21 protein-coding genes are annotated in these 20,245 nt (G+C 68.1%); 18 read left to right on the forward strand and 3 right to left on the reverse strand.

What is annotated here, in order from left to right; translation table 11 throughout:
* From AB4Z46_RS13920 to AB4Z46_RS13950, 7 genes are read left to right on the forward strand one after another with little or no spacing between them, the layout of a single operon-like run.
* A complete protein-coding gene (locus tag AB4Z46_RS13920) occupies positions 1-465 on the forward strand; it encodes a MaoC family dehydratase (RefSeq protein WP_442284086.1) in 465 nt (154 codons plus the stop codon).
* A gap of 19 nt (positions 466-484) precedes the next feature.
* On the forward strand, positions 485-1,285 hold the full coding sequence (locus tag AB4Z46_RS13925) for an enoyl-CoA hydratase/isomerase family protein (protein ID WP_442284087.1): 801 nt from the start codon (positions 485-487) through the stop codon (positions 1,283-1,285).
* Between the two features lie 16 nt (positions 1,286-1,301).
* The gene (locus AB4Z46_RS13930) at positions 1,302-1,688 is read left to right on the forward strand and encodes a Zn-ribbon domain-containing OB-fold protein (protein WP_442284088.1); all 387 of its coding nucleotides are present in this window, start codon (positions 1,302-1,304) and stop codon (positions 1,686-1,688) included.
* Complete coding sequence (locus tag AB4Z46_RS13935; protein ID WP_442284089.1) at positions 1,685-2,845, forward strand: thiolase; 1,161 nt, start codon at positions 1,685-1,687, stop codon at positions 2,843-2,845. The genes AB4Z46_RS13930 and AB4Z46_RS13935 overlap by 4 nt, the downstream gene beginning before the upstream one ends.
* A gap of 22 nt (positions 2,846-2,867) precedes the next feature.
* Complete coding sequence (locus AB4Z46_RS13940; RefSeq protein ID WP_442284090.1) at positions 2,868-3,644, forward strand: SDR family NAD(P)-dependent oxidoreductase; 777 nt, start codon at positions 2,868-2,870, stop codon at positions 3,642-3,644.
* 18 nt (positions 3,645-3,662) lie between these two features.
* Entirely contained in the window at positions 3,663-4,820 is a 1,158-nt protein-coding gene (locus AB4Z46_RS13945; protein WP_442284091.1) for an acyl-CoA dehydrogenase family protein, read from the forward strand.
* Between the two features lie 22 nt (positions 4,821-4,842).
* Positions 4,843-5,820 carry an acyl-CoA dehydrogenase family protein gene (locus tag AB4Z46_RS13950; RefSeq protein ID WP_442284092.1) on the forward strand — a complete coding sequence of 326 codons (978 nt, stop codon included), beginning with the start codon at positions 4,843-4,845 and terminating at the stop codon, positions 5,818-5,820.
* Between the two features lie 12 nt (positions 5,821-5,832).
* On the opposite strand, the gene AB4Z46_RS13955 is transcribed toward AB4Z46_RS13950, so the two are convergent.
* Positions 5,833-6,525 carry a GntR family transcriptional regulator gene (locus AB4Z46_RS13955; protein WP_442284093.1) on the reverse strand — a complete coding sequence of 231 codons (693 nt, stop codon included), beginning with the start codon at positions 6,523-6,525 and terminating at the stop codon, positions 5,833-5,835.
* Positions 6,526-6,631: 106 nt separating this feature from the next.
* Here AB4Z46_RS13955 and AB4Z46_RS13960 point away from each other — a divergent pair, with 106 nt between their 5' ends.
* Genes AB4Z46_RS13960 through AB4Z46_RS14000 form a run of 9 tightly spaced genes read left to right on the forward strand, consistent with a single transcriptional unit; the run spans position 6,632 to position 14,455 of the window.
* A complete protein-coding gene (locus AB4Z46_RS13960) occupies positions 6,632-7,639 on the forward strand; it encodes a PDR/VanB family oxidoreductase (RefSeq protein ID WP_442284094.1) in 1,008 nt (335 codons plus the stop codon).
* A 26-nt stretch (positions 7,640-7,665) separates the two neighbouring features.
* On the forward strand, positions 7,666-8,064 hold the full coding sequence (locus AB4Z46_RS13965; protein ID WP_442284095.1) for a RidA family protein: 399 nt from the start codon (positions 7,666-7,668) through the stop codon (positions 8,062-8,064).
* Positions 8,065-8,067: 3 nt separating this feature from the next.
* Complete coding sequence (locus AB4Z46_RS13970) at positions 8,068-8,727, forward strand: RraA family protein (protein ID WP_442284096.1); 660 nt, start codon at positions 8,068-8,070, stop codon at positions 8,725-8,727.
* Between the two features lie 10 nt (positions 8,728-8,737).
* Positions 8,738-9,394, forward strand: a complete 657-nt coding sequence (locus tag AB4Z46_RS13975) for an RraA family protein (protein ID WP_442284097.1) — start codon at positions 8,738-8,740, stop codon at positions 9,392-9,394.
* Positions 9,391-10,053 carry a 4-carboxy-4-hydroxy-2-oxoadipate aldolase/oxaloacetate decarboxylase gene (locus AB4Z46_RS13980; RefSeq protein ID WP_442284098.1) on the forward strand — a complete coding sequence of 221 codons (663 nt, stop codon included), beginning with the start codon at positions 9,391-9,393 and terminating at the stop codon, positions 10,051-10,053. Before AB4Z46_RS13975 ends, AB4Z46_RS13980 begins: the two co-directional genes overlap by 4 nt.
* Before the next feature lie 22 nt (positions 10,054-10,075).
* On the forward strand, positions 10,076-11,062 hold the full coding sequence (locus AB4Z46_RS13985; RefSeq protein WP_442284099.1) for an amidohydrolase family protein: 987 nt from the start codon (positions 10,076-10,078) through the stop codon (positions 11,060-11,062).
* 3 nt (positions 11,063-11,065) lie between these two features.
* Positions 11,066-12,067 carry a hypothetical protein gene (locus AB4Z46_RS13990; RefSeq protein ID WP_442284100.1) on the forward strand — a complete coding sequence of 334 codons (1,002 nt, stop codon included), beginning with the start codon at positions 11,066-11,068 and terminating at the stop codon, positions 12,065-12,067.
* Positions 12,068-12,086: 19 nt separating this feature from the next.
* Positions 12,087-13,433: a Rieske 2Fe-2S domain-containing protein gene (locus AB4Z46_RS13995; RefSeq protein ID WP_442284101.1), complete on the forward strand. Its 1,347-nt coding sequence runs from the start codon at positions 12,087-12,089 to the stop codon at positions 13,431-13,433.
* Positions 13,430-14,455 carry a Bug family tripartite tricarboxylate transporter substrate binding protein gene (locus tag AB4Z46_RS14000; RefSeq protein ID WP_442284102.1) on the forward strand — a complete coding sequence of 342 codons (1,026 nt, stop codon included), beginning with the start codon at positions 13,430-13,432 and terminating at the stop codon, positions 14,453-14,455. The genes AB4Z46_RS13995 and AB4Z46_RS14000 overlap by 4 nt, the downstream gene beginning before the upstream one ends.
* A 45-nt stretch (positions 14,456-14,500) precedes the next feature.
* Here the strand turns inward: AB4Z46_RS14000 and AB4Z46_RS14005 are convergent, their stop codons facing one another.
* Together AB4Z46_RS14005 and AB4Z46_RS14010 are read right to left on the reverse strand one after the other, a co-directional pair.
* On the reverse strand, positions 14,501-16,795 hold the full coding sequence (locus AB4Z46_RS14005; protein WP_442284103.1) for a hypothetical protein: 2,295 nt from the start codon (positions 16,793-16,795) through the stop codon (positions 14,501-14,503).
* A gap of 119 nt (positions 16,796-16,914) precedes the next feature.
* A complete protein-coding gene (locus AB4Z46_RS14010; protein ID WP_442284104.1) occupies positions 16,915-18,642 on the reverse strand; it encodes an amidohydrolase in 1,728 nt (575 codons plus the stop codon).
* A 165-nt stretch (positions 18,643-18,807) separates the two neighbouring features.
* Here AB4Z46_RS14010 and AB4Z46_RS14015 point away from each other — a divergent pair, with 165 nt between their 5' ends.
* The gene (locus AB4Z46_RS14015) at positions 18,808-19,395 is read left to right on the forward strand and encodes a hypothetical protein (protein ID WP_442284105.1); all 588 of its coding nucleotides are present in this window, start codon (positions 18,808-18,810) and stop codon (positions 19,393-19,395) included.
* 92 nt (positions 19,396-19,487) lie between these two features.
* Complete coding sequence (locus AB4Z46_RS14020; RefSeq protein ID WP_442284106.1) at positions 19,488-20,192, forward strand: hypothetical protein; 705 nt, start codon at positions 19,488-19,490, stop codon at positions 20,190-20,192.
* The last annotated feature ends 53 nt before the right edge of the window (positions 20,193-20,245 follow it).

Raw genomic sequence — 20,245 nt, forward strand, 5'->3', positions numbered from 1 at the left:
ATGGGCAAGAAAAGCTTCGACTCCATCCAGGCCCTGAAGGCATTCGTGGGTGCGCCGCAGGTCACGGGCGACGCCATCACGGTCGACCAGGAAACCATCGACGTCTTCGCGGGCGTGACCCAGGACCGGCAGTGGATTCACACCGATCCGCAACGCGCCGCCACCGAGTCGCCCTTCAAGACCACCATCGCCCACGGGCTGCTGACGCTCTCGCTCGTCACGGGCTGGTACCACCGCTGCTTCGAGTTTCCGAACCGGAAGATGGCGCTCAACTACGGCTTCGACAAGATCCGGTTCACCGGCCCGGTGCCCAGCGGTTCGCGGCTGGTCGGCAGCTTCAGGCTCGAGCGGGTCGACGACATCAAGCCCGACGAGGTGCGCTGCGCGTGGCACGTCGAAGTGCACATCGAAGGCGCCGAGCGGCCGGTCATGGTCGCGACCTGGCTCATGCAGATCCGCTACTGAAAAGAATGAAAGGACAACCATGCCCGTTGTAGACATCTCCCAGGTGGGCGCGACCGCCGTGCTCACACTCAACCGGCCCGGTCAGCGCAACGCGTTCGACTACGCCATGCGCGAGGAACTGGCCGCCGCCGTGGCGCAAGTGCGCGACGACGCCGCGGTGCGGGCGGTCGTTCTCACCGGCGCCGCCGGCCATTTCTGCGCGGGCGGTGACGTCAAGGTGCTGTCGGAGCAGCAGGGCCAGAAACGCGACATCTTCGAAGGGCGCGAGCGCATCCGCAAGATCCATCGCTGGCTCGACGAACTGATCGACCTCGAAAAGCCGCTGATCGCCGCCGTCGACGGCGTGGCCTTCGGTGCGGGCCTGTCGCTGGCGCTGTGCGCCGACTTCGTGCTGGCTTCGTCGCGCGCCACCTTCTGCAGCGTCTTCGCGCGCCTCGGCTATGTACCGGACACGGGCGCGATGTACCTGCTGCCGCGGGCCATCGGGCTCGCGCGCGCCAAGGAACTCGTCTTTACCGCACGCGTGGTCGGTGCCGACGAGGCGAAGAGCCTCGGGCTGGTGCACACGGTGTGCGAGCCGGACACACTCATGCCGGCGGCGCTCGAGTTCGCGGCCCGCTTCCACACCGCGCCGACCGAAGCGCTGGGCCTCGCGAAGAGCGTGATGAACCATGCCTTCGAATCCGAGCGGAGCGAGGTGTACGCGCAGGAAGCCATGGCGCAAGCCATCTGCCGCGAAAGCGACTTCCACGCCGAAGCCGTGCGCCGCTTCATGGCCAAGGAAGCACCGCTCTATCAGTGGCCCGCCACGAAACCCTGACCCGGCAGCGAACCCCATGACCGACATTCGTCCCGAAGCAACCTACTTCGCGCATCTCGCCGAAGGCAAGTTCATGCTGCAGCGCTCGCGCGCCAGCGGCAAGTACTTCTTCTATCCCCGCGTGGCCGAGCCGGTGACCGGCGCCCGCGACCTCGAATGGGTCGAGGCATCCGGCCGCGGCACGGTGCACGCCACCACCGTGGTGCGCGTCAAGCCGCCGCAGCAGCCCTACAACGTCGTGCTGGTCGACCTGGACGAAGGCCCGCGCGTGATGAGCCGCGTCGAAGGCATTTCGCCCGACGCGGTGCGCATCGGCCAGAAGGTCCAGGCGCGCATCGGCCGGCAGGACGACAAGCCCATTCTTCTCTTTGACATTGCGCCGGACGCAGGGAGCCAGGCATGAGCACGAACGACCGCTTTCCGCGCGGCAAATCGGCCATCGTGGCCGCCAGCACCTACGGCATGGGCGAATCGCCCGGCATGAGTTCGATGGACCTCGCCGTCTCGGCCAGCCTCGGCGCGCTCGACCAGGTCGGCCTGAAGCCGGGCGACGTGGACGGCCTCTTCATCGGCCTGCCGGACGACTTCCTCTCCGGGCTCACTTTCGCCGAGTACCTGGGCATCCAGCCGCGCCTGACCGAGAACAACCGCACCGGCGGCTCGGCCTTCCTCACGCATGCGATGTGGGCGGCACTGGCCATCGAAGCCGGGCAATGCGACGTGGCGCTGATCGCCTACGGCAGCAACCAGCGCACCGCCTCGGGCGGGCTGATCAGCTCGATGCGACCCTCGGCGTACGAGGCGCCGTACAAGCTCGGACGCCCCGTGGGGGCCTATGCGCTCGCCACCTCGCGCTACATGCACCAATACGGCTTGAAGCGCGAGCAGCTCGGCGAAGTCGCCATCGCCGCGCGCCGCTGGGCGGCACTGAACCCCGACGCCTTCCTGCGCGATCCGCTCACGATGGAGGACTACCTCAAGGCCCGCATGGTGTCGGACCCGATCAGCGTGCGCGACTGCTGCCTCGTGACCGACGGCGCCGCGGCCGTGGTCATGGTGAGCGCGGAACGCGCGAAGCACATGGCCAAGCGCCCGGTCTACCTGCTCGGCGCCGCGGCGGCCACGGACCACCGCGACATCACCTCGATGCCCGACCTCACGACCACCGCGGCCGTGCACTCCGGTGCGCGCGCCTTTGCCCAGGCCGGCGTGAAGCCCGCCGACATCGACGTGGTCGAGCTCTATGACGCCTTCACGATCAACACGCTCCTGTTCCTCGAAGACCTCGGCTTCTGCAAGAAGGGCGAAGGCGGCGCCTTCGTCGAAGGCGGCCGCATCGCACCGGGCGGCACGCTGCCCGTGAACACCAACGGCGGGGGCCTCTCGTGCGTGCACCCGGGCATGTACGGCCTGTTCACCATGGTCGAGGCGACCCAGCAGCTGATGGGCCAGGCCGGCGAGCGGCAGGTGAAGGACGCGAAGCTGGCCGTGGCGCACGGCAACGGTGGCGAACTGTCGAGCCAGGCCACGCTGGTGCTCGGCACCGAAGAAACACTTTGAGCAGAAGACCAAGGAACCCGACATGAACGACGAATCCCTCTCGCTCGCGAACAAGAGCATCGTGGTGACCGGCGCGGCGCAAGGCATCGGCCGCGCCATCGCCGAACTGGCGCTGAAACTCGGCGCCACCGTCACGGCCGTCGACCTCAACGCCGGCGCGCTGGAAGCGTTTCGCGACGAAGCCGGCGCCGACCGCGTGCTGCCGATGGCCGGCAGCGTGGCCGACGAGGCCTTCGCGCAGCGCACCCTCGACGAAGCCGTGGCCCGGTTCGGCGCCGTGCACGGCCTGGTCAACAACGCCGGCATCACCCGCCCCGCGATGATCGAGAAGATGACCCGGGAGGACTGGCAGCAGGTCATCGATGTGCACCTCACCGGCTCCTTCTTCTTCCTGCAGGCCGCGGGCCGCCACATGCTGGCCCGGGCGCGCGCGGGCGACAAGGCCCAGGGCTCGATCATCAACATCTCGTCGGACGCCGGACGGCGCGGCACCATCGGCCAGATCAACTATGGCGCGGCCAAGGCCGGCCTGCTGGGCCTCACGATGTGCGCGGCGCGCGAGTGGGCCAAGTACAACGTGCGCGTGAACACCGTCGGCTTCGGCGTGGTCGAGACGCCCATGACCGAAACCATCCGCAGCGAAAAGTTCGCCGAGACCTACCGCGCGCAGATTCCGCTCGGGCGCTGGGCCGAGCCGCTGGAAGTCGCGCGCCCGGTGTGCTTCCTGCTCTCGGATGCGGCGTCGTACGTCACGGGCCAGCATCTGTCGGCCAATGGCGGCTACACGATCGGTCTCTGAGCACCGCCGGAGAACGCCTTGAGCCAACTGCTGTCCGCCTTCAGGCTTGCCGCCCTGCCCCCCGAAACGCACGCGTTTCGCGAGGAGGTGAAGGCATTTCTTCGCGCCCACCTCGAACCTGCGCCCGCGGATGTTCGCGCGCGTTCGTGGATGGGCTTCAGCGCCGGCTTCAGCAAGAAGCTCGCCGCGCGCGGCTGGGTGGGCGTGACCCTGCCGGCGCAGTACGGCGGCGCCAGCCTCGATGCCTTCTCGCGCTTCGTGCTGGTGGAAGAGCTGCTGGCCGCGGGCGCGCCGGTGTCCGCGCACTGGATCGCCGACCGCCAGAGCGGGCCGTTGATCCTGAAGTTCGGCACCGAGGCGCAGCGCGCCTTCTACCTGCCCAAGATCTGCGCTGCCGAGGCCTTCTTCTGCATCGGCATGAGCGAGCCCAACTCGGGCTCCGATCTCGCGAGCGTCGCCACCCGCGCGGTGCGCTGCGAAGGGGGCTGGCGCCTCAACGGCCGCAAGATCTGGACGACCAACGCGCAGCATTGCCACTACATGATCGCGCTGGTCCGATCCTCCGGCGAGTCGAAGGACCGGCAGCAGGGCCTGTCGCAATTCATCGTGGATCTCTCCCTGCCGGGCGTCAGCGTGCGGCCGATCCATGACCTGGCAGGCGATGCTCATTTCTCCGAAGTGCTGTTCGACGACGTGCTGCTCGCCGACGACGCGCTGATCGGCACCGAGGGCAGCGGCTGGGCGCAGGTGAATGCCGAACTGGCCTTCGAGCGCAGCGGGCCCGAGCGCATCTATTCGAGCATCGTTCTGCTCGAACACTGGATCGCCTGCCTGCGCCGCACGCCGGGCGCCTCGGCGCATGCCGCCACCATCGGCCGCTTCGCCGCGCACCTGGCCACGCTGCGCAACATGTCGATCGCAGTGACCACCAAGCTGGTGAACGGCGAAAGCCCGGTGGTCGAGGCGGCGCTGGTGAAGGACATCGGCACCGAGTTCGAGCAAAGCATCCCGGCCGTCATCGAGGCGGCCATCGCCATGGACCCCGAAGGCGCGGTCGACCCCGAGCTGTACCGCGCGGTCGCCTACGTCAGCCAGGTGGCGCCCACCTTCTCCCTGCGCGGCGGCACGCGCGAGATCCTGCGCGGAATGATCGCGCGCGGCCTCGGCCTGCGCTGACCTCCGGCGAAAGTACCTGACCATGTTTGCAGAAGCCATAGAAGACATCCTCCGCGACCAATGCACGCCCGCAGTGGTGCGCGCGATCGAGGCCGGCGGCTCGCCGGCGGCCTTGTGGAATTCGGTGGAGAGCGCCGGCTTTCTCGCGCTGCTGGCTCCCGAGGCCGAGGGCGGCGCAGAACTGCCGCTCGCGGAACTGTTCCCCGTGCTGTGCCATCTGGGCCGATACGCCGTGCCGGTGCCGTTGGGCCAGAGCATCGTCGCTCGCGCGCTGCTGGGCAGCCGGCTGCCCATGCCGGACGGCATGGTCACGCTGGCGACCGCACTGCGTCGCGATGCCGATGGCACGCTGCATTGCCCGCTGACGCCTTTCGGCGCCATCGCCGATGCCGTGCTGGCCCGGGACGGCGACGCCCTGCTGCTGCTGCCCTGCGCCTCGGCGCGGCGCGCGTCGACCGGCGTCCATGGCAGCCTGGCCGCGTCACTCTCTTGGGCCAACGATGCCGGCACGACCCGGCTCGCCGATGCCGGTGCCGCCTTGCCCGCCTTCGCCGCCGCCCTGCATGCCGCCATGCTCGCTGGCGCGATGACCCGCGTGTTCGAGATGACCCTGCAGTACTGCAACGACCGCGTGCAGTTCGGCAAATCGCTCGGCAAGTTCCAGGCGGTGCAGCATCAGTTGAGCGTGATGGCCGAGCACACGGCGGCGACGTCGATCGCCGCGGAAGCCGCCTTTCGCCATGACGGCGCGGCGCCCTCGCTGCTGGCATCGGCCATCGCCAAGTCGCGCGCCAGCGAAGCCGCGGTGCTGATCGCCTCGACCGCCCATGCGCTGCACGGCGCCATCGGCGTCACCGAGGAATACGACCTGCAGCTGCTGACGCGCCGCCTGCACGAATGGCGCATGGCGCACGGATCGGAAGCGCACTGGAACCGGGTGCTGGGCGACCACGTGCTGGCCGGCGACGGCGCACTCAGCGATTTCGTGCGGACCCTCTGAGCGCCCTGCGCCCTACCGGGCGTCCGTGAGTGCCGGTGAGTCCATCTCCGGCAGCTCGAAGGGCAACCCGGTGGCGTGCCCCGAGCGGTGCTCGTCGAGCATCGCCACGCAGGCCTGCCGATCCTTGCGGCGCAGCGCGTCCAGCAGCCGCACGTGTTCCTCGATGGTGCGGACACGAGCATCCGGCACCGACAGCTTGTTCGCGATGAAAGGGTCGGCGATGGCCCACAGCCGCTCGACCTGGTCGAGGATGAGCCGGTAGGGCGAGAGCTCGAAGATCTTGAAGTGAAAGCGGCGATTCAGGGCCAGGAGCGGCGTCCAGTCCTCCTTCCCCGCAAGCGCCGTGATCTCGTCGTTGATCGCCTCGAGCTCGGCCAGCGCCGCGTCGTCGGGCCAGCGCAGCGACCCCATCAACTCGCCCTCGAGCAGCTGCAGCATGCGCCGGATCTGCGCGAGCTCGATCGGCATCCGCTTGGCGACGAAGTAGCCCTGGTGCGGGCGGTGCACCAGCAGCCCCTGGCGCGCCAGCACGTTCAAGGCCTCGCGCAAGGGCACGCGGCTCACGCCCATCTGCTCCGCCACTTCCTGCTGGCGAATCTGCTCGCCCGGCAGCAGCACCCCGCACACGATCATTTCGTGAAGGCGCGACAGCGCCACGTCCATGGCGCCGTCTTCCTTGGCACGGAGCGGTGTGGATGCGTTCATTGAGGTGGTTTCTCGTTGCGGATACGGGATTCTACCAACATGACATTCAAAATTGAATTCAATATAGTCTTCAATATTGAACAACACGTTGCAGCATCCCTCGACCATGACCCTTGCCGCCTCCCGTTCCGCGACCGAGCCCCTCGCGCTCGCCGTCCACGCCTGGCGGCAAGAGGCCGAGGGCGTGGTCTCGCTGGACCTGCGGGCCGCCACCGGCGAGGACCTGCCGCCGTTCACGGCCGGCAGCCACGTGGCGTTCGAGATTCCGGCGCCGGACGGCGCGGCACCGCTGCTGCGGCAGTACTCCCTGTGCAACGACCCTTCGGAGCGCGACCGCTACCTGATCGGCGTCGGACTCGATCCCGCGAGCCGCGGTGGCTCGGCGTGGCTGCACACAGGCGTCGAAGTCGGCGCCGTGCTGCGCGCCCAGGCGCCGCGCAATCATTTCGCGCTCGACGAAAGCGCCGCCCATTCGATCCTTGTCGCCGGCGGGATCGGCATCACGCCCCTGCTGGCCATGGCCCGGCGCCTCGGTGCGCTCGGCCGACGCTGGACGCTCTATTACTGCGTGCGAACGCCCAGCCGCGCGGCCTTTCTCGACGTGTTGCGCGCCATTCCTTGCGGCGAAGTGGTCCCCGTGCATGACGCGATGCCCGGCGTGGCCTCGCTCGACCTGCCGGCCGTGATCGCGAGCGCGGCCGCCGACACCCACCTCTATTGCTGCGGCCCTGCCCCGCTGATGCAAGCCTTCGAGCGCGCAGCCGCCGGACGCGCCGCCCACACGGTGCACGTCGAGTGGTTCAAGGCCGGGCCGCCGGCGCCGGGCCTGGCGCCGGCGGCAACCGCAGGCAGCTTCGCATTGCACCTCGCGCACAGCGGCCGAACCCTGCAGGTGCCCGCGGACAAGTCCGTTCTCGAAACCCTGCTCGACGCCGGCATCGCCATCGACTCGTCCTGCCGCGACGGCATCTGCGGCAGTTGCGAGACCCGCGTCCTCGCCGGCACGCCGGATCACCACGACGCGGTGCTGTCGGCCTCCGAGCGGGCCGCCGGCGACCGAATGATGGTCTGCGTGTCCCGCTGCAAGGGCGAGGCCCTGACGCTCGCACTCTGAACAACACCCCCTTGGAGAACTTCCCCATGCCTTCACGTCCCCCGCGATCCATCGAAGTCGCCGGCGTCAGCCACGGCGCCGCGCCCATTCCCATGGGTGCGCGCGTCGGCAACATCCTCTATTCGTCCGGCATCGCCGGCGTCGACCCTTCGACGTCGAAGCTCGCACCCGATGCAGCCTCGCAGGCGCGCTTCGCCTTCGAGAACCTGCGCACGCTGCTCAGGAACGGCGGCGCTTCGCTGGACGACCTGGTGCGTCTCACGGTCTATCTGAAGGACAACAGCGCGCGCGAGCATGTCAACGCCGAATGGCTCAAGTGCTTTCCCGATCCGCACGACCGGCCCGCACGCCACGCGCTGACGTACGACCTGCAGCACGGGATGCTGCTGCAGCTCGAAGCCGTCGCCGTGGTGCAGGAAGGCTGAGGCATGGACGACCCCGTCAAGCGGCTCGGCCGCCTCGATTGCTGCGCCGTCTCGGACGCGATGGACAAGCTCGGACTCCGGGGCGGCGTCAGCGGCCTCGAGCAACGCGCCACCGCGCGCCGCATCGCCGGCCGCGTGCTGACCTACAGGCTGGTCGCAGCCGACCAGGCACCCGCGCCGCAAGGGCCGCCGCGCCATCTGGGCACCACGGCGGTCGAGGCCGCGCAGGCCGGCGACATCATCGTGGTCGAACAGCGCACCGGCATCGATGCCGGCAGCTGGGGCGGCATCCTCTCGCTCGGCGCCAAGGTGCGCGGCGTCGCGGGCGTGATCGTCGACGGCCCGGTGCGCGACATCGACGAGGCGCGCGCTTACGACTTCCCCGTCTATTGCCGCTCGCTCACGGCCCGCACCGCGCGCGGCCGGGTGGCCGAAATCGAGACCCACAAGCCCGTGACCATCGGCGACGTGCAGGTCCACGCCGGCGACTACGCCATCGCCGACGCCAGCGGCGTGGTCTTCGTTCCCGCGGCCGACATCGAGCGCGTGCTCGATGTCGCCGAACACATCGCCGGACGCGAGGCCGCCATGGCCAAGGCGCTGCTGGCCGGCACCCCGATCGGCCAGGTCATGGGCGCCGACTACGAACACATGCTGCGCTGAAGGAGTGCGAATGACAGACAGGAACATCGAACGGGCCGCCAGGCTCGATACCGCCACGCTGAGCGATGCGCTCGACCGCCTGGGCATCAACGGCCAGTGCTACCGCATCCAGCCGCGATCCGGCGACTTCCGCATGACGGGCCGTGCCTGGACATTGCTGTACGGCCCGGCCGGCTCACCGGCCGGCACGGTGGGCGACTACATCGACGACGTGCCGCCCGGCAGCGTGATCGTGCTGGACAACGGCGGGCGCGACAACGCCACCGTCTGGGGCGACATCCTCACCGAACTGGCGCACAGGAAGGGCATCGCCGGCACGGTGATCGACGGCATCAACCGCGACGTGGCGCTGTGCCTGTCGCTCGGCTACCCGATCTACAGCCGCGGCCACTGGATGCGCACCGGCAAGGACCGGGTTCAGGTCGAGGCGACACAGGTGCCGGTGAACATCGGCGACGTGCGCGTGAGCCCCGGCGACCTGCTGCGCGGCGATGCCGACGGCGTGGTGGCCATCCCCCGCGCGCACGAAGACCAGGTGCTCGCCGCCGCCGAAGAGATCCAGCACGCCGAAGACGCCATCCGCGAATCGGTGCGCGGCGGCATGGGCCTGCGCGAGGCGCGCGAGCAGCACCGCTACCACCAGTTGCAGACGAGGGCCACGCCATGAGCGGGCAAGCGCCAGTCGGGCCCACCATCCGCGCCGAGATCGAGCGCGTCGACGCCTCGGTGGTCGAGGCCGCGCGCGCCCTGCCGAGCGCCACGCTGCACGAGGCCGGCGGACGCATCGGCGTGATGCCTTCGGCGATCAAGCCGGTGGCGCCGGCCTTCCGCATCTGCGGCCCCGCCGTCACCGTCGACTCGCCCGGCGGCGACAACCTGTGGATCCACCGCGCGCTGTACGTTGCCGCGCCCGGAGACGTGCTGGTGGTGCATGTGCAGGGCGAGCACGACTTCGGCTACTGGGGCGAGATCATGTCCGCCGCGGCGCGCGTGCGAGGCCTTGGTGGCCTGGTGATCGACGGCTGCGTGCGCGACGGCGCGGTGCTGGCGGACTTCGGCTTTCCGGTCTTCGCCCGTGGCCTGTGCATCCGCGGCACGGGCAAGGACTACGGCGCGCGCGGCTTCATCAATCACTCCCTGCGCTTCGGCGACCTGAGCGTGCATCCCGGCGACCTCGTGGTCGGTGACACCGACGGCGTGGTCTGCCTGCCGCGCGAGCAGGCCGCGGCCATCGTCGCCGCTTCGCAGCAACGCGAGGTCAAGGAGGCCTCGATCCTTCAACGCCTCGAAGCCGGCGAGCGAACGCTCGAGGTCTACAACTTCTGAACCACCCCAGGCATCTCCACCCATGATCATCGATTCCCACGCCCACGTCGTCGTCCCGCCCGAAAGCTATCGCTTCATGGGCGAGCTTGTCGCCAGCCGCGCCAATCCGGCCTCCAGGCCCAAGCTCACGGACGACGCCGTGCGCACCGCCGGCCAGTCCATCGTCGACATCATGGATGCGGTCGGCACCGACATCCAGTTCCTCTCGCCGCGGCCCTACATGCAGATGCATTCGGTCAAGCCGGCCCAAGTCACGCGGCTGTGGACGGCGCACATGAACGACCTGGTCCAGCGCACGGTCGAGATGTTCCCCACCCGCTTCCGTGCCGTCGCGGGCCTGCCCCAGTACCGCGACGAAAGCCCCGCCGCCTGCCTCGACGAGCTGAGCTTCCGCGTCAACGAGCAGGGCTTCATCGGCTGCCTGCTGAACCCCGACCCGACCGAAGGCGACGGCGCGCCACCGCCCGGCCTGGGCGACGAATTCTGGTACCCGCTCTACGAAAAGCTCTGTGAACTCGACATTCCGGCACTGATCCATTCGGCCGGCAGTTGCCAGCCGCGCGAGAGCTACACGCTGAAGTTCATCAACGAAGAGAGCATCGGCATCACCTCGCTCCTGAGCTCGAAGGTGTTCGAGGAGTTCCCGAACCTGAAGCTGATCTTCCCGCACGGCGGCGGCGCGATTCCGTATCACATGGGCCGCTTTCGCGCCTGGTCGGTGCGCGCCGGCGGTGAGTACTTCGACGACCGGCTCAAGCGCCTGCACTTCGACACCACCACCTACGACAAGAATGCGCTCGAACTGCTGTTCAAGACGGTGGGCACCGACCGCGTGCTCTTCGCCACCGAGAAGCCAGGCACCGGCAGCGCGCGCGACCCGGCCAGCGGGCGCGACTTCGACGACCTCAAGCCGGTGATCGAGAGCATCGACTTCCTCTCGGAGGAGGACCGTCGCAACATCTTCGAGTGCAACTGCACGCGCCTGTACTCGCGCTTTCGGAAAGACTGAGCCATGGCAAAGATCGTTCTGGGTCTCGGTGCCTCGCACACGCCGCTGCTGACGCTCGACAGCGAACAGTGGGCACACCGGGCCGCCGTCGACTATGCCAACGCGCGGCTGAACCTGTCCGACGGGCGCTGGGTCGACTACGCCCAGCTCCTGGCCGAGGTCGGGCCCAGGCACGAGGCCGTTGTCACGCCCGGCATCCTGCGCGACAAGGCGCTGGCCTGCGACGCCGCGCTCGACAGGCTCGCCGATGCGCTGGCGCAGGCCGAGCCCGATGTGGTGGTCATCGTCGGCGACGACCAGGCCGAGCTGTTCGGGCCCAGCAACCAGCCGGTGATCGCCCTCTTCCACGGCGAGGACATCGTGACCAGCGACAAGTTCGGCAAGGACGAGTCGCCGGACTGGGTGCGCGACATGGGGCGCGGCTACCTGATGGACGAGATCCACCGGGTGCCGGGCTGTCCGGCGCTGGCGCTCGACCTGATCCAGGGCATGGTGGATCGTGGCATCGACGTCGCCACGGTGGCCCAGGTCGACGACCCCCGGAAGGCCGGCTTCGGGCACGCCTACGGCTTCATCGTCAAGCGCCTGTTCCGCGGCCGCCGCTACCCGGTGGTGCCCGTGCTGCTCAACACCTACTTTCCGCCCAACGTGCCGACGGCCGCGCGCGTCCACGACATGGGCATCGCCCTGGCCGAGGCCGTCGAGGCCAGTGCCAGCACGCTGCGCGTCGCGGTCGTCGCGTCCGGCGGCTTGAGCCATTTCGTGGTGGACGAGGGCCTGGACCGGCGCGTCCTGGACGCGTTCATCGCGCGGGACACCGCAGTGCTTCGCGCAATCCCGCGAGAGGCGCTGCACTCCGGCTCGTCGGAGATCCTGAACTGGGTCATGACGGCCGGCGCGGTCGGCGCAATGCCCGTTCAGTGGCACGAATACCAGCCGCTCTATCGCACGCCGGCCGGCACCGGCGTGGGCGCCGCATTCGCGATCTGGCGCCAGAACGCCTGAACATCGAAAGGAGACTGTCGTGTTGACGGAAGAAAAGAACCGCACCCTCACGCAGGTCGGCCCCGGCACACCCATGGGTGACCTGCTTCGCCGCTACTGGATGCCGATTGCCGGCGTTTCGGAGTTCGACACGCGCCCGATCAAGCCGCTGCGGATCATGGGCGAGGACCTCGTGCTCTACCGCGACCTGAGCGGCAACTTCGGCCTGGTGGATCGCCGGTGCCCGCACCGGCGCGCCGATCTCGCGCACGGCATGGTCGAGGCCGACGGCCTTCGCTGCAGCTACCACGGCTGGTGCTTCGACAAGAGCGGCCAGTGCGTGGCGCAGCCCTTCGAGGACACCGCGTTCCCCGAGCGCAACGCCAAGGCCAGGATCAAGACCGCGGCCTATCCGGTCGAAGTGAAAGGCGGCATGGTGTGGGCCTACATGGGGCCGCAGCCCGCGCCGCTGCTTCCGGACTGGGAGCCCTTCTCATGGCCGAACGGCTTCGTGCAGGTGGTGCTGTCGGAGGTGCCCTGCAACTGGTTCCAGTGCCAGGAAAACTCGATCGACCCCGTGCACTTCGAGTGGATGCACGAGAACTGGGGCCAGCGCCTGCGCCACGAGCACAAGCCCTACGGCCCGACGCACCTCAAGCTCGACTTCGAGGAGTTCGAGCACGGCTTCGTCTACAAGCGCATCAAGGAGAACACGGACGAGAACGATCCGATGTGGACCGTGGGCCGCGTCTGTCTCTGGCCCAACGGCTTCTACCTCGGGGAGCACTTCGAATGGCGCGTGCCCATCGACGACCACAACACGCTGAGCGTCACCTGGAAATTCACGCGCGTGCCGAAAGAGCGCGAGCCCTATGAACAGGCGTCGATCCCGACCTGGACCGGTCCGGTGAAGGATGCCGAAGGGCGTTGGATCGACACGCACGTGATGAACCAGGACTTCCTGGCCTGGGTCGGACAAGGCGTCATCGCCGATCGCAGCAAGGAGACCCTGGGCTCCAGCGACCGCGGCATCGCGATGATCCGCCGCCGCTTCTTCGAGGAGATCGACCGGATCGCCGCCGGTGGCGAGGCCAAGGGCACGCTGCGCGACCCGCTGCAGAACGTGCGGGTGCCCCTGCCCGTTGCGGACCGCGAAGCGGTCCTGCAGGGCTACAGCACGGCGGAGATTCTCGGCGATCCGCGCAAGCGGCTGCTCTTCACGAGCTACATCTTCCAGGCCGGGCAGCCCGAGAGCGTGCGGCGCGAGTTCTCCCTGGCCATGGGGATCGACGCCGCGGACTTCAACGGCTTGTCCGCATTGCAGGCCACGGCGCGCCAGGCCGGACTTGCGCCTACAGAAACCAACGACAAGGAGACATCGACATGACCCGGACGCAACCCATCCCCGACCGCCGCAGGCGCAGCCTGCTGCCCATCGCCCTCCGATGGACCGCCGCCGCGTGCTGCGCCGCCGTTCTCGGAACGACGTCCGCCATGGCGCAGACGGCGGCCTATCCGAATCGGCCGGTGCGCATCGTGTTGCCGTTTCCTCCGGGAACCGCCAACGACATCACCCTGCGCATGATTGCGGAGCGACTGAGCAAGCGGTGGAACCAGCCGGTGATCATCGACAACAAGCCGGGGGCCAGTTCGATCATCGGGACCGACTTCGTCGCCAAGGCGCCCCCGGACGGCTACACCCTGCTGGCCAACATCACGCTGATCGTGCAGAACCCGGCACTGCGCAAGAAACTGCCTTACGACGCGACCAAGGATCTGGTCCCCGTCACGCAGCTCAATCGGCAGCAGCTCGCGGTCTTCACGCGCAGCGACCTGCCGGTCAAGAGCGTGGCCGAGCTGCTGAGCTATGCGAAGGCGAATCCCGACAAGGTCAACTTCGCGACCTGGGGACTGGGGTCGACCGCGCACCTGATGCTCGAGAAGATCAGGGTCGACAAGGGCGCGCAAATGACGCACGTGCCCTACAAGGGCGGCGCCGAGATCAACAAGGCCGTCATCTCCGGCGAGGCCGACGTGGGTGTCGCGGACCTGCTGAGTCCGGACGCGCACTTCAAGTCCGGTCGATTGCGCGTCATCGGCGTCACGGGCCCGTCGCGCATCCCGACGATGCCCGAGGTACAGACCCTGGCCGAGGCCGGCGTGCAGGGATTCGAGGGCTACAACTGGCTGGGACTGTTCGCGCCGGCCCAGACGCCGCCGCAGATCGTCCGCAAGATTTCCGACGACATCAACGAGATCCAGGCCGACCCTGCGCTGGCCAGGCGCTTCACCGACGAGATGTTCGTCTCGCCCTCCGCCACGACGCCCGAAGAGTTCGCGAAGATCTTCAACCGGGACCTGGGCACCTGGACCTCCGTCATCCAGCGGGTCGGCGTTTCGCTCGAGTAGCCGGCCGACCGGTCGGGCCTGCGCACCTGCGCGGGCTCGGCGCGATCAGAACCCCTTCATCGAAGGCCGACCCGCGTAGCGCTTGCGGACGTTCTGGCAGACGTTCTGCCGCATGGCGGCGGGCGCCATGGCAGTTCCAGCCGTCGCTTCGGCAAGGGAGATCCTCGCCTCGGCATTGATCGGCGCCAATTCGGTCACGCGAATGAACGCGCTCGCGGCGGCCACCGTATTTCCTCCCGCCAGTTCGGCCAGGCCCAGCAGCAGGTGCCCTTGGTAGCGCTGGTTCGCGGGGTTGGCCAGCCCGGCGGAGGCGTTGACGAGGCCCGGGACAGGCGACACATCCTCTCGCGATCGAAGAATCAGGCTTCGGGCTGCGGCTTTGGCCGATGGCAGCTTCCCCTTGGCGATGTCCATCCGGATTGCGAGCAATTCCCGCTGCGCCGGCAGATAGAGGTCCTTGGCCTCCAGCCTTTCCAAGGTCGCCGCATCGCAGTGTTCCGACGCGATCCAGGACACCAGTTCGTCAGAGTCGCCGTAGTCGCCGTCCGATGTCCTGATCTTTTCGAGAAACTGGAGCGCTTCCTGCGCATGGCCCTGTTGGGCTCGCAGCATGGCGTACTGCAACCGAACCACCTGGGCATCCATCTCGCGGCTGCCGCGCGTGACCGGCGCCAATGCGTTGATCTCCTTGCGAACCAGGGCGCGGTGTGCGGATTCGAGCCAGTGCGCGGACTGTGCGGCATCGCCCGTGCGGTAGTAGGCGAGACCCAGGCACCGCGCGACCATTGGATCGCGCGCATCCAGCGCGGCCGCGCCCTGGCAGATCTTCAGGGCCTGCTGCGGCAGTGCGTCCAACGCAAGAAGCGCTTCGGCCTCCCCCTTGAGCAACTCCTTGCGAGTCGCCTGATCCACGAAGCACCGCAGATCCGGACGCAGCCCGCAATCGGTGGGGAATGGCCGTGCCAGTTCGACTTCGGCGGCGGCAGCAATGCCTTCCGCGTCGCCCTTGCCATAGGCGGAGAAGAAGCGCATGTAGCTCTCGAATGCCTTCGAGCGGTCGTTCTTCGCAAGCTCTGAAAGCATGGCCTGAAGTTCGACCAGGTTCATGCGTTTTCCCGAGGCCTTGATCTCGACCGCACGTCGGACCGTCGGGGCCAGCGCCAGGACCAGGTCATCGAGTGCGGTGTTCGCCCGAAATCCTCCCTGTCGCTCCAATGCCGTGCGGGCCCGGACCTCGCTTCGCCGCTCGACCTCCCGCAGTGTCTGTGTGTCGCCATACGCCGCTGCGCACACGACAAGTCCGGCGGGAACCAGGAACTCGTTGAGCTCGCGATCCGTCGCGGATCTCGCGATGGCCCGCTGCCGGTGGGGAAAGTCGGCGCAGTAGCCGTTCGAGATCTCGGGGCGGGCGGCCAGGTCGAAGAACTTCCAGGGCCCTTCGCTCCAAAGTACGGACGCTTTCGCTTGCACGCGCTCGAAAGCGGCCCGTGACGAAACCGATTCCTCGTCGCCTGGAGGATGAAACGCAAAGTGGGAGGCAAGTTGAAACAGGATGAGGCTTGTCTGCACCGGCGAGGCGTCCTGGAGGTGCGCCTCGATGGACTCCAGCGTCGCGGCCCGGATGCAATTGCACTCGTCCAGGTCCCTGTTGATGAGATAGGAAGCGGCGCCGGAAGGCCTTGTCGCCTGCAGGACCTCGATGGCGATGCGCTCCATCGTGCCGCCCTGGGGTTCGATCAGGTCGGACACCGGACCCACGATGCGATGGATCACGGCCCCCTTGTCGGAGCGATCGATCGTGTACTGGATATCGACCATCCCTGCGCCGACCGTCGCGATGCGGACCGCGAGCAGCGATTGACGCCTGGCCCACGGAAGCCAGGCCGCGGCGGTGCGCGAGAGCAGTCGTACGGGCAACGACTCCCCCGCGACCTTGATGGACAGCCGCTTGTCCTGCAATTCCACCAAAGAGCGATCGTAGGACTGTGGTGCGAAGGCGCGCGGCACCGCCGAAGCGATGCCATTGCGGGGAGACGACGGCAGAGAGAGCGAGGTCGCTTCGGAATCGAATGTGTGCTCGATGGCCTGCTGGATCACAACCTCCAGGCGTTCGGGCGTCAAGCCCTGCTTGACGAGTTCGTCCGGGACCTGTACGTCGGAAATGAAGATGCGCTCGTCAAGGCTCGCCCAGACGGTGAGGACGGCCAGGGACACGACAATCACGACGACCGGCGTGATCGTCACGAAGTCGATGACGGTCCGGATGGCCCCTTTCTCGCGGGCGGGCCTTGTATCGGAGGGCGCGTCCGGTCCGCGCTTCTTGCGCTTGATCCAATGCACTGGGACCTCTCTGTCGGGCAAGACGTCGTGTGCGCGCACCGGCGCAGTCGCAACGGATCACATTGTTGCGTACCGGCCTCGATGTTGACAAGCGGCGCGCGGGCGCGGCCCGACGGTGATCACGGCCGGCTGTAGATCGTCTTTCCTTCCTTGACGGTGCTCAGCACCTTCAGGTCCCCCAGCGATTCGCGCGGCACCGTCATCGGATTGCGCGACAGCACCACGAAGTCCGCCAGCTTGCCCGGCGTGATGCTGCCTTTCGACTTTTCTTCGAAGTACTGGTACGCCGGCCAGAGGGTCATGGCCTTGAGCGCCGTCAGCGGATCGACGCGCTGGTCGGGGCCGAGCACGTAGCCCGTGCGGGTGGTGCGATTGACGGTGGCCGCCAGCACGCGGATCGAATCGGGGTTGGCCACCGGCGCATCGTGGTGCGTGGTGAAGATCATGCCGGCGTCGCGCACCCACATCGTGGGCGAGATGTTCGGCGCGCGGTCCGGGCCCAGCACCGAGCTGCGATACCAGTCGCCCCAGTAGTAGGTATGCATCGGGAACAGCGAAGGGATGATCTTCAGCGCCTTCAGCTCGGGGATCTGATCCTTGCGCAGCGTCTGGCCGTGGATCAGGACCATCCGCACAGCGATGCCCGGCTCGGCCTGCTCGGCCGTGCGCGCGGACGCGATCAGTTGGTCGATGGCGCGGTCGCCGTTGGCATGCGTCAGCAGCTGCCAGCGATGGGCCAGCGACTTCCTGACCACGCTGACGACCTCCTCGTCCTTCACGACGCCATAGCCCGCATAGCTCGCATCCTTGCCGGGAGGCGGCTTGAAGTACGGCTGCGACAGCCAGGCGGTCTTGCCCTGCGGCGAGCCGTCGAGCGTGAGCTTGACGCCGCCGATGCGGAAATGGCCGGTGTAGACCGGCACCTGCGGGGTCGGCCTGAACCACGGCGCGCGCAGGGCGGCCTCGGTGCCCGGGACCAGGATGTCGGGGTAGGCGACGATGTCGGCGACCAGCTTGCCCTGCCTCGCCGCCGCCTGCGCGATCTTGATCTGCCCCGCGTCCGAGCGTCCGTCCTGGATGGTCGTGTAGCCGAAGCTCGTGTAGAGCTTCTGGCCTTCGACCAGCATCATGATGGCTTCCGCCTCCGACAGCTTCGGCATGAGCTTCACCAGGGCCTCGAAGAAGGCGTTCTCTTCGAGCACGCCGTCGGGTTCCTGGCTGCCGGCCTTGCGGCGGATGACGCCGCCGTCCGGGTTCTTCGACTCCGCGCTCACGCCCACGAGCTCCAGCGCCTTGCTGTTGAAGGCGCCGAAATGGCTGGACTGGTGAACGGCGATCACCGGAATGTCGGATGCGACCTTGTCGAGATCGTCGCGGGTCGGATGGCGCTGCTCCTTCAATTGCGAATCGTCGTAGCCGAAGCCGAACAACAGCCCGAACTTGCTGGCGAACAGGGACTGCCGGCGGAAATCGGCCAGGGTCGTCTGCAGCGACTCGATCGAATCGCCGGCGCCATCCGGCGGCGGCAGCAGGTTGGCGCTGAGCGCCTGGAAGCCGACCATGGACACATGCCCATGCGGATCGACGAAGCCGGGCAGCAGGGTCGCGCCCTTCAAGTCCACCATGCGCGTGCCGGCGCCCTTGCGCCGCATGACCTCGTCGCGCGCGCCCACCTGCACGATCCTTCCATCCTTGACGGCGACCGCTTCGGCGCCGGGGCGCGCGTCATCGATGGTCACGACGGGGCCATTGAACCAGATGGCGTCGGCAGCGGCCGGTTTGGCGGGAGACTGCGCGCTTGCCGCGGCGGCGCCGGACGCCAGGAACACGACAATGAGGCTCTTCATCATGGAGTTCCTGCGGGCGACGAAGCGGACAAGGCTGCATTCTGCCTTGGCGCCTGGCTCGCGATGAGTTGACAGCGCCGGCCAGCCCGGCAACAGTCGCAGCACCCGTCGCACGCAGGCCCGCACCTGTTCGTCCCCCCTCCAAGAAGCACTCGGATCCGCATCATGGCCGACACAAAGTTCGATTCCGATTCGCTGCCCAACGAGGTGGTCTCGACAGCCGCATCGGAGCTGTCGAACCTGAGCCCCACGCAGTTCGAGAACGCCCTGACCCAGGCGCTGCCCCTGCCCGACATCATGTTCGGCGGGGCCGTGCTGGTCTTCGTGATCATGTTCCACGCCTTCTGGATCCGCATCATCACGGGTTCCTTTCTCAAGCGCTCGACCGCCCTGCGCTCGCACGGCTCGCTGTGGCGCGCCGACCTGCTGTTCACGCTGACGGTGATGATGCTGCTCGCGCTGCACCTGGCCGAGGTGGTCGTCTGGTCGGCCGCCCTGATCTTCGGCGACATCATCGGCGAGTGGTCGACGGCGGCCTACTTCGCGGCGAACTGCTATACCGCGCTAGGCGAGCCGTTCTCCCTGCCGCGCGCCTGGCGCATGGTGCCCCCGATCATCGGGATGTCGGGCATCTTCACCTTTGCATGGACCGCCAGCGTGCTGGTGAATTTCGTGGCGCGCTACAACGACCTTCGCGCGCATGTTCTGGCCGGCCCCCCGCGGAGCCAGGACGAGCACACGGTGCGCCCGTAGCCGTCCGGGCGCCATCCTCGCGGAAGAGCCGCCGCGAAGATCTGCTACCCTTTGGTCGTCGATCGGTTCCACGCCTCGTGTAGCCCCAGGGCATGAATCTCGCTTCCGCATCACTTCTCACCCTTTCCCTGGCTCTTGCCGCGTGTAGCGGAGATGAAAGTAGACAAGACGAACTCGGCCCCCTGGCCGGCGGCGCCCAGCCTTCGCTGACGGGCGCTCCTGCGCCGTCCGGCGCGGCGCCGGACTGCTCCGTGGTGCTGTACGGCGATTCGATCCTCAACGGGGCGTACGCCGACCACGGTCGGTTCAGGCGCCATGCACGGAATCCCGCGGCCGAACTCAAGGCGCGGCGGCCGGCCTGGCGCATCGATGACCGCACGACGCCAGGGCAATCGCTGGCGACGCTGGCCAAGACATTCAGGACCGACGCGCGCGCCGCCCGCGTGGTCGTGATCGGCAGCGGCATCGCCGAGGGCTGGGCCGGAGAGACGGTGATGCGCAACCTGCCCTGGATGGTCCAGACGGTGCGCTACGAAGGCCGCATTCCGGTGCTGACCGGCTATTCGCGCCAGCTGCCCAACGCCTTCATGACGCCCGACAAGATGGCCGGACGCGACCGCGTGGATGACGAGGTGGACGATCTGGCGGATGACCTGAATGTCGCGTTTGCCGACATTGGTGCGGCCGCGCCGGTCGCGCTGTACGACGACGTGCATCCGACGGCGGAATACAGCCTGCGGCTCAGCGACAAGCTGATCGCGACGCTGGATCAGGTGGCGCCGGAGTGCAGTCACTGAGAGATCGCGCAGCGGCGGCGAGCGCGCGCGCAACAGGATTCCTCAGAGCCGCG

Source organism: Variovorax sp. M-6 (genome assembly GCF_052114385.1).
In the GTDB taxonomy this organism is placed as follows: domain Bacteria; phylum Pseudomonadota; class Gammaproteobacteria; order Burkholderiales; family Burkholderiaceae_C; genus Variovorax.

Excerpts from the sequence above, each read along its gene's own strand:
- AB4Z46_RS13920 (WP_442284086.1), top strand. The coding sequence starts at position 1 with ATGGGCAAGAAAAGCTTCGACTCCATCCAGGCCCTGAAGGCATTCGTG.
- AB4Z46_RS13925 (WP_442284087.1), top strand. The coding sequence starts at position 485 with ATGCCCGTTGTAGACATCTCCCAGGTGGGCGCGACCGCCGTGCTCACA.
- AB4Z46_RS13930 (WP_442284088.1), top strand. The coding sequence starts at position 1,302 with ATGACCGACATTCGTCCCGAAGCAACCTACTTCGCGCATCTCGCCGAA.
- AB4Z46_RS13935 (WP_442284089.1), top strand. The coding sequence starts at position 1,685 with ATGAGCACGAACGACCGCTTTCCGCGCGGCAAATCGGCCATCGTGGCC.
- AB4Z46_RS13940 (WP_442284090.1), top strand. The coding sequence starts at position 2,868 with ATGAACGACGAATCCCTCTCGCTCGCGAACAAGAGCATCGTGGTGACC.
- AB4Z46_RS13950 (WP_442284092.1), top strand. The coding sequence starts at position 4,843 with ATGTTTGCAGAAGCCATAGAAGACATCCTCCGCGACCAATGCACGCCC.
- AB4Z46_RS13955 (WP_442284093.1), bottom strand. The coding sequence starts at position 6,525 with ATGAACGCATCCACACCGCTCCGTGCCAAGGAAGACGGCGCCATGGAC.
- AB4Z46_RS13960 (WP_442284094.1), top strand. The coding sequence starts at position 6,632 with ATGACCCTTGCCGCCTCCCGTTCCGCGACCGAGCCCCTCGCGCTCGCC.
- AB4Z46_RS13965 (WP_442284095.1), top strand. The coding sequence starts at position 7,666 with ATGCCTTCACGTCCCCCGCGATCCATCGAAGTCGCCGGCGTCAGCCAC.
- AB4Z46_RS13970 (WP_442284096.1), top strand. The coding sequence starts at position 8,068 with ATGGACGACCCCGTCAAGCGGCTCGGCCGCCTCGATTGCTGCGCCGTC.
- AB4Z46_RS13975 (WP_442284097.1), top strand. The coding sequence starts at position 8,738 with ATGACAGACAGGAACATCGAACGGGCCGCCAGGCTCGATACCGCCACG.
- AB4Z46_RS13980 (WP_442284098.1), top strand. The coding sequence starts at position 9,391 with ATGAGCGGGCAAGCGCCAGTCGGGCCCACCATCCGCGCCGAGATCGAG.
- AB4Z46_RS13985 (WP_442284099.1), top strand. The coding sequence starts at position 10,076 with ATGATCATCGATTCCCACGCCCACGTCGTCGTCCCGCCCGAAAGCTAT.
- AB4Z46_RS13990 (WP_442284100.1), top strand. The coding sequence starts at position 11,066 with ATGGCAAAGATCGTTCTGGGTCTCGGTGCCTCGCACACGCCGCTGCTG.
- AB4Z46_RS14000 (WP_442284102.1), top strand. The coding sequence starts at position 13,430 with ATGACCCGGACGCAACCCATCCCCGACCGCCGCAGGCGCAGCCTGCTG.
- AB4Z46_RS14010 (WP_442284104.1), bottom strand. The coding sequence starts at position 18,642 with ATGAAGAGCCTCATTGTCGTGTTCCTGGCGTCCGGCGCCGCCGCGGCA.
- AB4Z46_RS14015 (WP_442284105.1), top strand. The coding sequence starts at position 18,808 with ATGGCCGACACAAAGTTCGATTCCGATTCGCTGCCCAACGAGGTGGTC.
- AB4Z46_RS14020 (WP_442284106.1), top strand. The coding sequence starts at position 19,488 with ATGAATCTCGCTTCCGCATCACTTCTCACCCTTTCCCTGGCTCTTGCC.